Origin of the sequence: Klebsiella sp. KE9456, assembly GCF_043832615.1 — a bacterium.
Taxonomy (GTDB): domain Bacteria; phylum Pseudomonadota; class Gammaproteobacteria; order Enterobacterales; family Enterobacteriaceae; genus Klebsiella; species Klebsiella indica.
In genome coordinates, this window is sequence record NZ_JBDYQK010000029.1 from 35,133 (window position 1) to 49,872 (window position 14,740).

At 52.2% G+C, this 14,740-nt stretch carries 15 protein-coding genes and 3 pseudogenes; 5 read left to right on the forward strand and 13 right to left on the reverse strand.

The window, feature by feature from the left end; genetic code table 11:
• Positions 1-6 precede the first annotated feature (6 nt).
• Entirely contained in the window at positions 7-1,095 is a 1,089-nt protein-coding gene (locus ABK821_RS22310; protein WP_343178874.1) for a substrate-binding domain-containing protein, read from the reverse strand.
• A gap of 148 nt (positions 1,096-1,243) precedes the next feature.
• On the reverse strand, positions 1,244-2,059 hold the full coding sequence (locus ABK821_RS22315; RefSeq protein ID WP_343178875.1) for an alpha/beta hydrolase: 816 nt from the start codon (positions 2,057-2,059) through the stop codon (positions 1,244-1,246).
• Positions 2,060-2,250: 191 nt separating this feature from the next.
• Here ABK821_RS22315 and ABK821_RS22320 point away from each other — a divergent pair, with 191 nt between their 5' ends.
• Positions 2,251-2,955: a GntR family transcriptional regulator gene (locus ABK821_RS22320; RefSeq protein ID WP_343178876.1), complete on the forward strand. Its 705-nt coding sequence runs from the start codon at positions 2,251-2,253 to the stop codon at positions 2,953-2,955.
• A gap of 39 nt (positions 2,956-2,994) precedes the next feature.
• On the opposite strand, the gene ABK821_RS22325 is transcribed toward ABK821_RS22320, so the two are convergent.
• From ABK821_RS22325 to ABK821_RS22360, 8 genes and pseudogenes are all read right to left on the reverse strand, one after another.
• Positions 2,995-4,206, reverse strand: coding sequence for an FAD-dependent oxidoreductase (locus ABK821_RS22325; RefSeq protein WP_343178877.1), 1,212 nt, complete (start codon positions 4,204-4,206; stop codon positions 2,995-2,997).
• Positions 4,207-4,606: 400 nt separating this feature from the next.
• A complete protein-coding gene (locus ABK821_RS22330; protein ID WP_138362962.1) occupies positions 4,607-5,368 on the reverse strand; it encodes an amino acid ABC transporter ATP-binding protein in 762 nt (253 codons plus the stop codon).
• Positions 5,369-5,376: 8 nt separating this feature from the next.
• Positions 5,377-6,477 carry an amino acid ABC transporter permease gene (locus ABK821_RS22335; RefSeq protein WP_138362961.1) on the reverse strand — a complete coding sequence of 367 codons (1,101 nt, stop codon included), beginning with the start codon at positions 6,475-6,477 and terminating at the stop codon, positions 5,377-5,379.
• A 15-nt stretch (positions 6,478-6,492) separates the two neighbouring features.
• The gene (locus tag ABK821_RS22340) at positions 6,493-7,671 is read right to left on the reverse strand and encodes an amino acid ABC transporter permease (protein ID WP_138362960.1); all 1,179 of its coding nucleotides are present in this window, start codon (positions 7,669-7,671) and stop codon (positions 6,493-6,495) included.
• A 65-nt stretch (positions 7,672-7,736) separates the two neighbouring features.
• Positions 7,737-8,762 carry an amino acid ABC transporter substrate-binding protein gene (locus ABK821_RS22345; protein WP_138362959.1) on the reverse strand — a complete coding sequence of 342 codons (1,026 nt, stop codon included), beginning with the start codon at positions 8,760-8,762 and terminating at the stop codon, positions 7,737-7,739.
• 359 nt (positions 8,763-9,121) lie between these two features.
• Positions 9,122-9,447, reverse strand: a pseudogene (locus ABK821_RS22350) (transposase); the annotation flags it as partial.
• 24 nt (positions 9,448-9,471) lie between these two features.
• Positions 9,472-9,666, reverse strand: a complete 195-nt coding sequence (locus ABK821_RS22355) for a helix-turn-helix transcriptional regulator (RefSeq protein WP_308560828.1) — start codon at positions 9,664-9,666, stop codon at positions 9,472-9,474.
• 107 nt (positions 9,667-9,773) lie between these two features.
• Positions 9,774-10,010, reverse strand: coding sequence for a helix-turn-helix transcriptional regulator (locus tag ABK821_RS22360; RefSeq protein WP_343178879.1), 237 nt, complete (start codon positions 10,008-10,010; stop codon positions 9,774-9,776).
• A gap of 103 nt (positions 10,011-10,113) precedes the next feature.
• Here ABK821_RS22360 and ABK821_RS22365 point away from each other — a divergent pair, with 103 nt between their 5' ends.
• From ABK821_RS22365 to ABK821_RS22380, 4 genes and pseudogenes are all read left to right on the forward strand, one after another.
• Positions 10,114-10,410 (forward strand): helix-turn-helix transcriptional regulator, encoded by a 297-nt coding sequence (locus ABK821_RS22365; RefSeq protein ID WP_142502796.1) that lies wholly within the window; start codon positions 10,114-10,116, stop codon positions 10,408-10,410.
• Between the two features lie 140 nt (positions 10,411-10,550).
• Positions 10,551-11,825: an MFS transporter gene (locus ABK821_RS22370; RefSeq protein WP_343178880.1), complete on the forward strand. Its 1,275-nt coding sequence runs from the start codon at positions 10,551-10,553 to the stop codon at positions 11,823-11,825.
• Positions 11,806-12,771 (forward strand): nucleoside hydrolase, encoded by a 966-nt coding sequence (locus ABK821_RS22375; RefSeq protein ID WP_343178881.1) that lies wholly within the window; start codon positions 11,806-11,808, stop codon positions 12,769-12,771. The genes ABK821_RS22370 and ABK821_RS22375 overlap by 20 nt, the downstream gene beginning before the upstream one ends.
• 98 nt (positions 12,772-12,869) lie before the next feature.
• Positions 12,870-13,106 (forward strand): annotated as a pseudogene (locus ABK821_RS22380) (TraU family protein); the annotation flags it as partial.
• 594 nt (positions 13,107-13,700) lie between these two features.
• Here the strand turns inward: ABK821_RS22380 and tnpB are convergent.
• The 3 genes and pseudogenes from tnpB to ABK821_RS22395 all read right to left on the reverse strand — a co-directional run.
• Positions 13,701-14,027, reverse strand: coding sequence for an IS66 family insertion sequence element accessory protein TnpB (tnpB, locus tag ABK821_RS22385; protein WP_343178882.1), 327 nt, complete (start codon positions 14,025-14,027; stop codon positions 13,701-13,703).
• The gene (gene tnpA, locus ABK821_RS22390) at positions 14,024-14,425 is read right to left on the reverse strand and encodes an IS66-like element accessory protein TnpA (protein WP_343178883.1); all 402 of its coding nucleotides are present in this window, start codon (positions 14,423-14,425) and stop codon (positions 14,024-14,026) included. Before tnpA ends, tnpB begins: the two co-directional genes overlap by 4 nt.
• A gap of 205 nt (positions 14,426-14,630) precedes the next feature.
• Positions 14,631-14,740 (reverse strand): annotated as a pseudogene (locus ABK821_RS22395) (IS630 family transposase); the annotation flags it as partial.

Below are 14,740 nucleotides of genomic sequence, written 5' to 3' on the forward strand. Positions count from 1 at the left end.
GCTGCGTTACTGCATCGCCGGGACTTTCCAGTCCGCCGGTGCAATTTCATATGTTTCAAAAGGATGTGTTGCGACATTACTCTTATCGAGCACTTTATTCGGCACGTTATAGTGCGCATAACTCAAGCCATCGGCGCCGGCTGGGGCCAGATTTGGCAGCGGTTTATTTTCCATCGCGCGAATGGCGTACTGTACGATCAGGCGGCCCATGATGATGCCCGGCTCGGAAACTACCGCCAGCATTTTACCGTCCTCAATCATCGGCACCGCCCGTTCCACCATAGCGGAGCTGACCACGGAAGCATCACGATGCTGCTGGCGTATTGCCTGCACCGCCCCCATTCCGAGGGTAATCTGCGGGGTATAAATGAAGTTAATATCCGGGTTACGCAGCATCATGTCTGTGGCTTTGGCCAGCCCTTCCTGCAAATCAATGCCGCCGCCGAACGCAGAATCAATCACCGAAATCGGACTGGCGCATTTCTGCGCCTCGGCTTTAAAACCCTCATAACGCAGACGCACCCACTCAGCGCCCGCTGGCCCCGGGATCATCGCCACTTTTTTCGGTTTTGCGGCAGCTTTACAGACAGCATCGGCCATCAGCTTTCCGATATAAGTGTCATCCTGAAGCACGCCAAAATCGATGTTCTTACTGTTAACCGGGATGCCTACCGAAGCGACTTTCATGCCGGTTTCTTTAAGGGATTTGATAATTGGATCAAAACCGTTATAGGCCGCAGGGGCTAATACGGCGACATCGGCGCCGATGCTTTTAAAGGCTTCAAGTTGGGCAAACTGCTCGCGGACGTTACCATATGCGCCAGCAACAGAAACCTGCACGACATTCACTCCAGTGCGTTTGGCTTCATCGGTAATCCCATAAATAATACCTTTATAAAAGTCATCATTAAGATGTACGACCGTCACCGCCAGTTTAAATGGCTTGTCTGCTGTCATCGCGGGAATCAATCCCACCAGTCGATCTTCCTCTGCTTGCGCTGGTGCGGTCATTGATAGCGAAAGTATCATCGCCGTCATAAAACAGGTTAAACATAAAGATGCAGGTGTTTTTTTATATTGAGACAGCCAGTTCATTATTGTTTCCTCATTTCACAAAACACAGGGACAAATGCATCCCCCCAGATTGAACAGCGTTTTCCAAAATAAAAATCGGTATAGATACAGGCGTCCTACTAATCCCTGATAATGTCATCCATAATCGTGAGCGTGCGTAAAAGAAGAGTTAACTAAACAGTTGATTTACTGCAGCTAAAAAGGAATGACTGCGTTCAAATGCTACCGAATGCGAGCATCCATGAAGAATATAAAGGTCAGCTTGCTTTATTTTCCCCGCTAAAATAACCGATGTTTCCGGCGGAAATGGAATATCTTCCCGACCGTGTAACATTATAACCGGGCAATTAATCGTTGATAACGTTTGATCACTCAGCGTTGTTTGTTCAACATATTGCTGAGGATTTCCGGAAAACATACTATTAAAGTAACCGGCATAGCCATATGCAAAAACAACCGGCTCGCGGGCGGCAATATAGTCATCATCGATAAGCGCTGGGTCATGAATTAATGTGCTTAGCGTTGCCGCTAATTCAGCACGATTTACCGGGCAGCGCCATATCCGTCTGGTTGCATCGGATACGATAAAAGGGGCGCCGATAGCGCCGGTCGTTAATATCGCGGAAATTCGTTTATCGGATGCTGCCAGCTGCAGGGCAATTGCTGCCGATAGAGAATGACCAATGACGCCGATTTGAGGCGCGCCGATAAAATCGAGCATCGCTTTAGCCTGGCGAACCCACATGGCGAAATCGAAATAGGGTGGCGCAGGTTTACGGTCGCTGATGCCAAAGCCAATCAGATCCATCGCATAAATGCGGTAACGCTGACTCAGATTATCCAGCACCCGACTCCAGTTTCCAAGACTGGATGCGCCCGGACCAGAGCCATGAATCATCATGAGTGGCTTGCCCTCCCCGCCGGTGTAATAACCCACCTCCATACCTTCAAACTCAAAAGATGACCTCTTCAGTGGATGGGACATATCAGCTCCTGCGTCAGATTGGATGTCATGCTGATAATACCCGCAAAAAACCTTTTTCAAAGTAAAAAATGGATTTTTTTATTGATTATAAGTTTTTAGTATTAATATCTTCTTAACATATCTTGTGCTATCATTAACATCATAATGGACATTTTTAAAATTAACTTATTGAAAATAAAGCAGAGGTTGCAATGAAGACGCTCACGGAGGGAAGATCGCTGAACCAGACGATCTATGCTCGTATCAGGGAATTGATTTTGACCGGGCAACTGATGCCGGGAAACAAACTGAAGATTTCTGAGCTGGCGCATCGCTTTGATGTCAGTCTCAACGTTATCAGGGAAGCGTTGAATCGCCTGGCCGGCGAATTACTGGTAGATGTAGCGCCCCAGCAGGGCTTCAGCGTGCGCGGGTTAGACGCTGACGATCTTCGGGATCTCACGGAGCAACGAATTATCTTTGAAAGTATTGCCCTGCGGAAATCAATTGCGACGGGAGATGTAGAGTGGCAGGCCCGGCTGGTGGCCGCAAACCACCGTCTGCTACATACACCGCAAACGCTGGCGGAAGAGCCAGGAAAGCTAAATCCAGGGTGGCATTCACGTCATGAGGATTTTAATTTTATCATGATGGAAAACTGCGGGAGCGAGTGGCTGTTCCTGATGATAAAACAGCTGGCTGAGGCATTTTCCATCTATCAGCGCGTTTTATTGCCCCCCGCCGCCGAAGAGGGGGAGCGCAATACCGACCACAATCAACTTCTGGCTGCGATCCTTGAGAATGATGCCGATCGCGCGATCGCCATACTGACAGAACATCTTAACCAAACCCGGGATATCATGTTGAATGCGCTAAATGCGCTTTCCCCAGGGCAGAAGAAGACTTTTTCTCCCTGATTGACAGGAGTTGTAAGCCGCAGCGGCATCCCCATGCCGCTAAAACATCCGTGGCGTTTCGCGGCGGAACCCAAGGCCGATGATGCGGCCGACTAACCGCGGCAGCCAGCGGCTGTTGCTGAGCCAGGTCATCAAACGGGAGCGGCCCGCCGGACGGCGTTTTTTCGTCCTGCGCCGGCTCATTTTGATTTGTAAAAATTGCGTGGCTTTAGTGGGAAAATCACGCCGCCGCTGCACCCGCCGCAGATGTTTTAGCTGCAAACGCCGCTGGCGCAGCGGCAGGATAATAGCGTTAGCGGCCGCCACCGCATCCTGAATCGCCAGATTGACGCCCACTCCGCCGATCGGCGACATCGCGTGCGCCGCGTCGCCGATGCACAGCACGCCCGGCTTCGCCCACTGCTTCAACCTGTCGATACGGATGCTCAACAATCTGACCTGCTCCCAACTGACAATCTCCTGAAAGCGATCGTCCTGGAACGGAGCCACCCTCGCCACCTGCAGCAAAAATTTCTCCAGTCCGTTCTGTCGGATCGTCGTGAAACTCCCCTTCTCGATCGCATAGCCGCACTGCCAGTAATCGCCGCGATCGATCATGATAAAGTTACGCTTTGGCCCGGAATGACCCATCGACCATGACGAATCGCCCACTTGTTTACTGAGTTTCATCCACAGCAGATCCCGCGGCATGCCAAATGATCGGCTGCTGAGCGCTGCTTTTTCCCGCACCACGGAGTGCCTGCCGTCGGCGCCGACCACCAACTGGCAGGCAACGTCGATCGGCCCTTCCGGGCTGTCCGCCAGTACGCCGCACACCTGGCCCTGCTTATAGCGCAGCGCGATCACCTGCGCCGACTGTATCAGGGTGAAATGGGAAAAAGCGGCGGCCTGTCCGGCGAGGAAACTGAGGAATTCCCACTGCGGCATGAAGGCGATAAATTTGCAGCGCGTCGGCAGGTGGGAGAAGTCGGCCAGCATCACGTTGCGCCCGCCGATCTCCGCCCACAGGCTTTCCGCGCGCTGGTGCGGCAACATCAGGAGATCGTCAAGCAGACCAAGCTGGTGCATAAGCTCCAGCGTGGAAGGGTGAATGGTGTCGCCGCGAAAATCACGCAGAAAATCTGCGTGCTTCTCCAGTACCGTCACGTCAATGCCCGCCCGGGCTAACAGATAACCGAGCATTAACCCGGCAGGGCCGCCGCCTACGATGCAGCAATCGGTAGTGTAAGACGCAATCGAGGATGATGACATGCTCTTAAGTCCCCGTGGAACGACGCGGCTGCGGTAAACCGACGCGTCGTGGAAGAAATGCATTATTGATAATGATTATCAATATCACAAAGACTGTCAACCCAATGTCTTTGTGAAGAGGCGCTAAGCGTTGCGCTACAGCATACCGGTGATCGAGAATGAGGCATACGCCGCGCTGGCAACGCAGCATATCGCCACTTTCAGCGAACTGATTCCCGAACTGACCTGATATCTCAGCGGGGTAGCGAAATGCGGCGGCCCCGGCTGCGCACGGCATTTGTTAAAGGGCCGGGTAAAACGCAATACGCAGTTGCTGGCGGGGGCGCTGCGCGTGTTGGACGTCTCTGGCCGGCCTCTTCCTTTTCCCCCTCGGCCTAAGCGAGGGGGGCTGATCGAGCGTCTAGTGAATAACCTGCGACAGAAACGCGCGGGTACGCTCTGACTTCGGCTGAGAGAAGAACTCCTGCGGGGGCGCCTGCTCCACAATCTCACCGCGATCCATAAAGATCACCCGGTCAGCCACCGTGCGGGCAAAGCCCATTTCATGGGTAACGCACAGCATCGTCATACCGTCTTCTGCCAGACCAATCATGGTATCGAGCACCTCTTTAACCATCTCCGGGTCAAGGGCGGAAGTCGGTTCATCAAATAACATGATTTTGGGCTTCATACACAGCGAACGGGCGATCGCGACGCGCTGCTGCTGGCCGCCGGACAGTTGTCCCGGAAATTTATGCGCATGCTCAGCAATACGTACCCGCTGCAGATAGTGCATTGCCAGCTCTTCCGCCTCTTTTTTCGGTATCTTACGTACCCAGGTCGGCGCCAGCGTACAGTTCTGTATAACAGTCAGGTGCGGGAAAAGATTAAAGTGTTGAAATACCATACCGACTTCCGTTCGCACGCGTTCTATATTGCGAACATCATCATTGAGATGAATACCATCCACCACGATACGCCCTTTCTGATGTTCTTCGAGGTGGTTGATGCAGCGAATCGTGGTCGATTTGCCCGACCCTGAAGGCCCGCAGAGCACAATACGTTCGCGCGGTTTCACCTGCAGGTTAATATCTTTCAGCACATGGAATTGTCCGTACCATTTATTCACATTTTCGAGCGAAATCATCATTGCGTCAGCAGAATTAATCATAGATTGTGTCATATAAAACCTCAGTGCGATTTACGCCCGGTGTAAAAACGCTGTTCCAGATGCTGGCTAAAGCGAGACATGCTAAAACAAAAAATCCAATAAACGAGAGCGGCAAAAACATAGCCCTCCGTCGACATTCCCAGCCATGTAGGGTCAACCGTTGCCTGCTGCACGCTACTGAAAAGATCGAACAGGCCGATGATGATCACCAGACTGGTATCTTTAAATAACGCGATGATGGTGTTGACCAGACCGGGGATCGTGACCTTGAGCGCCTGGGGCAGAATAACCAGAATCTGCGTTTTCCAGTAACCCAGCGCCAGCGATTCCGCCGCTTCATACTGCCCTTTGGGCAGCGCCTGCAAGCCACCGCGCACGACCTCCGCGATATAGGCCGACTGGAACAGAACGACCCCGACCAGGGCGCGCACCAGCTTATCGATGGTGGTCCCTTCGGCCATAAATAGCGGCAGCATCACCGATGACATAAACAGCACGGTAATCAGCGGTACCCCACGCCAGAATTCGATAAAAATTACCGACAGGGTTCGTACGACCGGCATCTTTGAACGACGCGCCAACGCCAGTAAAATCCCTAGCGGTATCGCGCCGGCAATCCCCACCGATGCGATAATCAGCGTCAGCGTCAGGCCGCCCCACTGGCGGGTTTCCACGCGGCCAAGGCCAAAGTAGCCACCGTACATCAGCAGCCAGACGATAATGGGATAGGCCACCACCCAGCAGACGATGTAACGGCCACGGCGCGGCATCGATTTGATAAACATCGGAATGATGGACAGTAGCCCAATCACCAGCGCCAGATTGATACGCCAGCGCAGCTCATGGGGATAAAGGCCATACATAAACTGACCAAAACGCGCATGGATAAACACCCAGCAGGCACCTTCTCTGGTGCAGTCGGCACGGGTTGATCCGACCCAGTTCGCCTGGAAGATCAGCCAGTTCAGCGCCGGGGGGATCACGTTCCAGATAATCCACAGGCATAGCAGCGTCAGCAGGGTATTGAACCAGCTGGAGAACAGGTTTTTACGTGCCCAGGCCCAGGCTTTACTGACCGGATTCGTCGGCACAGGCGGTGTTTCATGTGTGGTAACAGACATAGTTATTCCGTTCTCTTAACGCTCAACCAGCGCGATCTTGCGGTTGTAGAGGTTCATCAGCAGCGAAATAATCAGACTGATGCTCAGGTACACCGCCATAGTAATGGCAATGGTCTCAATAGCCTGACCCGTCTGATTCAGCACCGTACCGGCGAACAGCGATACCATATCCGGGTAGCCGATCGCCGCCGCCAGTGAGGAGTTTTTCACGATGTTGAGGTACTGGCTGGTCAGCGGCGGAATGATCACCCGCATTGCCTGCGGGATGATCACCTGGCGCATAGTGACCGGATTCGGCAATCCCAGCGAACGGGCGGCTTCATTCTGCCCGGACGGGACCGACTGAATACCGGAGCGAATCACTTCAGCAATAAACGACGATGTGTAGATCGACAGCGCCAGGGTCAGGGAAGCCAGCTCTGGGATCATGACGAACCCACCGCGGAAATTAAATCCACGAAGTTGCGGGATATCCCAGTGGGCGGCGACCCCAAATAGCAGATGAGCGATCAGCGGGAAGACGATGAACATGGCCACGGCAAACGGCCAGGTACGGCGCAACTGACCGGTCTTTAACTGATGTTTGCGATTAAACTTCAGCAAGCCAACGCTACCGGCAATCGCCAGCGCCAGTGCGATGACAAAGGGCCAGGAGCCCGGCGCTGAGGTAGGCCATGGGATGTACAGGCCACGATTGCTGACAAATATCAGATCGAACGCACTCAATGCCTGGCGTGGACCGGGCAGATTACGCAGCACCGCGAAATACCAGAAGAAAATCTGTAACAACGGTGGAATATTACGGAACGTTTCGATGTAAATGGTTGATAGCTTACGCAGCAGCCAGTTATCCGACAGACGCGCGAGGCCGATAAAGAAGCCGAGAATAGAAGCGAAAACGATACAGAGCGCGGAAACCAGCAGGGTATTGGTTAATCCCACCAGGAACACGCGCGCGTAGGTATCGCCTTCCGTATAATCAATCAGATGCTGGACAATGCCGAAGCCAGCGTTACGTTCAAGAAAACCAAAACCGGAGGTAATGCCGCGATTGGCCAGGTTTATTACCGTGTTGTGGATGAGATATCCCGCAACGGTAAACACAGCCACAATGGCGACTATCTGGTAAAACCAGGCGCGAACCGTAGGGTTACCGATGGAAAAATCCCTTTTTACGGTTGGGCGTTGAGACATATTGAAACCTCAGTGAAAAAACGCATTGGGCACCGCATGGCGCAGTGCCCGACGGGAAGGCGGAATTAACGCACCGGCGGTGCGTACTGAATGCCACCCTGATTCCAGAGCGCATTCAGGCCACGCGAGATTTTCAGAGCACTGTCTTTACCGACGTTACGGTCAAAGCTTTCCTGGTAGTTACCGACCTGTTTAATAATGTTGAACGCCCATTTGTTGTCGAGCTTCAGATCCTTGCCAAAGTCGCCTTCAGCACCCAGCAGGTGAGCCACGTCCGGGTTGGAGGGTTTTGCCGCCAGCTGATCGACGTTTTTCGAGTTAATCCCCATTTCTTCAGCGTTGAGCATGGCGAACAGCGACCATTTAACGATGGTGAACCAGTCGTCATCCCCGCGACGAACCACCGGGCCCAGCGGCTCTTTCGAAATCACTTCCGGTAAAACAATGAACTCATCCGGTTTGCCCAGCTTAATACGCAGCGCGTACAGTTGAGACTGATCGGACGCCAGGGTATCGCAGCGGCCGCTGTCAAGCGCTTTGGCGGATTCGTCAGAGCGGTCGAAGGTCACCGGCGTGTATTGCATATTGTTAGCTTTGAAGTAATCCGCTACGTTCAGCTCAGTATCGGTACCGGCCTGGATACAGACGGTGGCGCCATCCAGTTCTTTCGCGCTTTTGAGACCGGCTTTTTTATGGGTCAGAAAACCGATGCCGTCATAATAGTTCACGCCGGCAAACAGGAAGCCCATGCCGCCATCGCGCGAAGAGGTCCAGGTCGTGTTACGGGACAGAATGTCCACTTCACCGGATTGCAGCGCGGTAAAACGCTCTTTTGCCGTCAGTGGCGTGTATTTGACTTTGCTGGCATCGCCAAACACCGCAGCCGCAGTGGCACGACAGACATCCACATCAATACCAGTGAATTTGCCGCTGGCATCGGCATAAGAGAACCCCGGCAGACCATCACTGATACCGCACTGAACAAACCCTTTCTTCTTAATTGCATCCAACGTGGCGCCCGCATGCGCTTGCTGCGCGACGGCAAGCAGAGAAGCTGCTGCGAATAAAGTAGAGAACATAATCTTTTTCATAAAGCATCCTGTGTGAAGAAATGTGGTTATGTGGTTGCATTGCGCATTTTAAGTGCGCTTTTTCTGTGTGCGGCCATCAGCCATTAATGAATAAGCAATTCTGGTGCCAAATTTTGTAATCCACTGAAATCACTGGTAGTAAATATTTATAATCTCACGCACCCTGAAAACAGCGATGACAACGGAATACCAAAAGGGGGCAATATGGCACCGCATCGTTCACAAACGGTGCAAGTGTTCCACCAAATGAAGGCAGAGGAAATGTCAGGGATGTTAGGTTGGATATGAGGACTGGCGGACAGGAGGACATGCCATTACGCCTGTCTTTATTTGTGGAGATACATCAGCTCAGTTGCTTCCAGCGCAAACAGCCGAATGATCTTGCGCTCTATTTCGTCGGACAGTGTGGTCTGATGCTTTTTCACCAGTTGCGGTTCAAACGTGCCGTTGCGATCACGCGGTGTTGCCAGTTCAAAACTACCGGTCGGTGCTTTGATGGTCTTTTTACCAGAGCCGTTTTCCGGTTAGCTTCAACATCCTGAGCCAGATGAGAATCCAGTTCGGCAACCCGTGCAGCTTCGGTTAACTGTTTGATTAAAGGTGTTAAGATACCATCTTTACCGGTTAATGCCCGAGCGGACTGAAGTGCGTTGAGGGCTTTGTCGAAATCGAAGGGCTGAGTCATGTGTCATTCCTTTTTGATTGTATATTACTGGAATGACACAGAATTTCTAACACTCTCAACGATATCTAACCGCCGCTCTCCGTTTTCTACTTTTGCGATGAAAGATTGTGGCCTTCCCAGCGCCTTACCTGGCTCTTCTTGGGTGATATGGCCAGCAACCCGCACTTCACGTAATGCCTTTATAACCATCAGGTATTCAATGGAGTAGACAGAAGTCATTTCGTCAGCCTCAACAATAAGTTAAGGCCCGACTATCATGGCACCGGCTAAATATCCAAAAATAGGATATTTACTATCAAATCCAACAACGATGAGCTTATAAAACGTCACTTCTGAGGCAAAACTGTTTTCAGTACGGCAGCAGGATCCAAAGATAGCAAATGAGCAATATGGGCAAATTCGATGATGTCCAGACGACGCTCACCATTTTCAACTTTGGCAACAAATGACTGTGGACGACCTAATGCTTTTGCAAGTTGCGCTTGCGTCAGACCTCGCGCCTGTCTCGCCGAACGCAACAGTCTTATAACCTGCTGATACTGTTCAGTATAAATAGATGACATTTGTGATACTCGATTTTTATCCCAAAATCGAATATCAGTGATTTACAAAATAATCCCAAAACAGGATAATTTGTTAAACATGCAAGTTTGTGAGGTAAAAGGAGTGACTAAACAAGACTGGCATCCAGCCGACATCATCGCCGCCCTGCACAAATGCGGCACCAGTATGGCAGTGGTATCGCGGGAAGCGGAGCTGGCCTCCTCCACGCTGGCGAATGCGCTTTCACGTCCCTGGCCGAAAGGCGAGTGGCTGATTGCCACCTCACTGAACGTTTATCCGGCCACTATCTGGCCCACTCGCTACCACTGTCAGGAAGATTCCCGCCTGCCGAAACATCCATTGCCGGACACAAAACCGCCCCTGGCAGCCTCCAATTTTCCGGTTCCGGAGAAACATTAACGCCTTGCCCCGGAACGCTTTTTCTCATCGTCAGGCAGGGCATTCACATTGCGTCGATAAGGAGAGTTGTTTATGCAAACTACCATCCTGTCTGTACTGCACCAGCCGATTGTTACAGCCGCTACTGAAGGAGAGCCATCATGATAAACGCCATCTCGCTTCTCCGTACCCATCATCCCCACCGTATCCACATCCTGCTTTTTTCAATGATGTTCACCGTCTATTTCCTGATGGGAACATCGATGATCACCCTGACCATCTATATGAATGAAGCAGGAATGCGGGAATATATTGTTTATGCCGTTTCCGGCTTCCCGTTGTCGATGATGATATCTCCGTTACTGTCAGGAGCCATTGCCGACCGCTATTTCCCGGCGAACAAAATGATTGCGACATTGTTTATACTCTGTGGCTGCATTTTGTTACTGGTGGTGTACTTTTCACACCGCCCGCTGTTATTTGTCGTGCTGTTTTTTCTTTATAAGCTGCTGTATGCCCCCACAGTCGGGCTGGCAAACAGCGTGGCGATGACCCACGTCACCGACCGGAACAAGTTCTTTCCGCTTATCCGTATCGGCGGAACGGTGGGATGGATTGCCGCTGCAGCGCTGATCAGCCTGCTACAGGCCGAAAAAACCGCTACACCGTTTATCATTAGCGGCGGTGTGGCGATCGTCACCGGACTGATTTATCTGTTTATTCTGCCGCATACGCCACCAGCCGCTGGGAATAGCGTGTTTCGCCTGCGTGATATCACTGGTGCAGACGCTTTTCGCACTCTGGACCACCCTGGAAGTGGGTTCAGGGTTTTCGTGCTGTGCTGCTGCTTCGCCACTATGTTGTCCACGCTTTACGATCAGTATGCTCCCCTCTATTTCAATGTTGCGGGACTGGAGCGAACTGCTGCTTTTATGTCTGTAGGCCAGGTGAGTGAAGTTCTGGTCACCGCGCTGATCCCGCTGTTTGCGCTACGTTTCAGCCTGAAAACCATTATGGTAATGGGGCTTCTGGCGATTGTGCTGCGCTATTCACTGTTGCTAACCAGCACTACCTATCCCGGTCTGACGCTGGCGATCATCGCGATTGCCTTGCACGGCTTCATTATGGGTTTTTACATCATCGTTTCACAGATGGTAACGGACATGATGGCCCCGCCTTCCATCCGCGCTCAGGCACAGTCACTGATGATGTTTATCTCGATGGGGGCAGGCTCCCTACTCGGTTCGTTGGTAATGGGCAATGTCCTCAACGTTTTTGTTAATGATGTGAATAACCTGGCGCAGTGGCGCATTGTCTGGCTGATCCCGGTGGTGGCTGGCGTCATCACGCTGCTGATTTTTATCTTCGGCTTTAAAAACCCTGTCGTCTGTTCAACATCCCCTGTGGAGGAAACTCATGCAAAAAGTGATTATTGACTGCGATCCCGGTATGGACGATTCCATCGCCCTGATTCTGGCGGCAAAATCGCCCGCACTGGACATTCTTGGTATCACCACTGTCTGCGGCAACCTGCCGGTGGCAAAAACCACCCACAACGCGCTTACCGTACTGGAACTGCTCAAACGCCCGGATATTCCGGTATATCGAGGGATGAGCAAACCGCTGATCCGCCCGCTACCATCAGATCCTTTCAGCCATGGTGATGATGGCCTTGGCAACAACCATCATCCAGCTCCAGTGCTCGCGGCCCAGCCCAGGCACGCCGTAGATTTCATCATCGACAGCGCGCGCCAACACCCTCATGAAATCACCGTTATCACACTTGCCCCTTTGACCAATCTCGCCATGGCGTTGTTAAAAGCCCCGGATATCGCGCCACTGATTAAGCGCGTGGTGGCGATAGCCGGAGCATGGGGGACAAACCGCGCATCGTTCGAGAATGCGACGGGGGATAACCCGCAATCGGAATGGAACGTGTTTGTTGACCCGGAAGCGGCGAAAATTGTACTGGAGTCCGGCGTGGCATTTCAGGCGGTTGGCCTGGATGTGGCGACGCACTTTAACGTAAACGTCAGCGAAGAGGATATTCAGCGGCTGGAACAATCCCCGCTGCCAGAGGCAAACCATGCCGCGAAAATGATGCGCTTCGTCCTTGGTCGAGGCTACCAGTCCTATTGCGTGATGATTGATGCCATGGCCGTCGCGGCAGTGTTAATCCCGGATCTTCTGAAAACCGTACCTGCTCGCGTGGCGGTAGAAACACAAGGACAAGTCACACTGGGCCAAACCGTGGCTGATTTCCGTCACTCACACAACTGGTATCACCTGCCGGAAATCCAGATCAGCGTGGAGGCTGATTATCGGCGCTTTATCAGACTGGTACTGGATACGCTGTGCGCGAAGGGTACAGCGAGAAACTGACGATACTGAAATTATACATACCGGATATTTAATTTTATAAGGCCGGTTCGATTTGAAACCGTTACATCTGCATCATATTCACTGCTGCAGGTGTTTTTATGATCAAGCGATTTATGTTGCTAACAGCGGTTTCTCTCCCGGCTTTTGCTATTACTACACCGGAAATCAGCGTCTCTGCCCTATCGTCGGAATGCTTGCAGTATCAGGTAGTTGGCGTTTGCTACTGGTTATAATGCACACCGTTTGGTTGTTCCGTGCGCACGTCAATGAAGGTACGCCATTTTCGCCCGGACCTGGTGGTATCAGCCTACAGCGTGACCGGACAAAACCCGTGGCCAGTCAGACGTTGTTTAAGAAGGGCGATGTCGTCGGGAAGAGGTTCGTTCATGGCGGGCATGCTACCAGGTTGCCCGCCGTGTGACCAGAATTACAGCAGCGTGAGGGGCGACAGCAGGCGCTTTGGCTGGCGGTTGGGTAGCAGCAACACATTGCTGTGCCGCCGCCCCCTCAGAACGGTGCGTACCAGTTTCTCGGTACACCGCTCAAGCCTTTATACGGGCTTACCAGGTTCCACTTAATATACAAATGAACGGGTTAGGTTCCGCCTCTCCACCGGTGATCTCTAGCCCATGTATTTCCAGACTGGAAGGAAATAACCGATCACACACCTTTTGGTTCAAGCCTGTCAGCATCTTTGGCTTGTCAGGTATAACGACGTTTATCAGCAGTTCACATAACCGCTCAGCCTGGCTCTCCATCCGCACGATGCTTGCAGATGCCCCTCTATCCTCACGGATTCAGATCGGATATTTCCAGAGTTACGTTGTCCTGAGGGCTTCAGACCACACTGTTACCGGTGTCGCCTGCCTCAGTAGGTTACCGCTAATGGGATAACGGGTTCTATACATAAATCGTGTTAAAACAATATATTAAGCGAATTCTTGTCGCACCCAGTCGATGCCCTCCATCAGCATCGCCAGCTGTGCCGGCGTCAGGAACACTTTGCCATCACGGGCCGACGGCCAGGCGAAGCGCCCACGCTCCAGCCGTTTCGTCAGCAGGCATAACCCGTCGCCAGTTGACCAGAGGAGTTTCACCTGACTGCCACTTCGGCCGCGGAAGATAAAGACGTGACCCGACATCGGATCATCTTTCAGCGCGGTCTGCACCTTTGCGGCCAGCCCGTTGAAGCCGTTTCTCATGTCGGTGATGCCGGCGACCAGCCAGATTTTCGTGCCTGATGGTAGCGGGATCACTGTTTAAGCTCCTGTATCAATATTGTCAGCAGGCCTTCGCTGACAGCGCCATCCAGACGGAGCGTTCCGTGCCGGAACGTCACCTCACAGCTGATACTGAGGGTTTCCGACTTATCTGCAGGCGTTTCTGGCGGCACAGCCAGCAGGGCACTGGTGGCATCGAGTGTTACAGGGAGCAGCTGAGGAAGGTCTGCCGAAGGCAGCGGGAATTTCCCCTCTCGCCACTGCTGACGCCATTTAAATAACAGATTGGCGTTGATGCCATTTTCAAGCGCCAGCTTTGATATGGACACACCGGGTTCACAGGAGGCTGCGACAAGCTGCTGCTTAAATTCGGGAGAGTAATTAGGGCGGCCCTTACGGCTGCCGGGAGCGACTGTTTTGTGCAAATCTGACATTTTGGTTCCCACCACTATTTGGTGGATACCACTTTGTCGAATTCATCAGATGATGACCAGACGGTGCTCGCTGGACGCTTACTGACGATTCACCATGAACGTTTATAGTACTGCAGTCTCTCCCTTTTTTTTAACTGTAGTGCAGACAGAAATCGTAAACTCCGGCGTTGACATGCCGGGGAAGCCCTTATATACCCAATAAACCTCAAGACACAGATTTGAGCACCTGAAAATTATCGTTAATTCGGGACGTCAGAGAACCCGCTATCTCCGGTAACGTATGGCTGAAAAATTCAGATATTGCATCCCTGAACT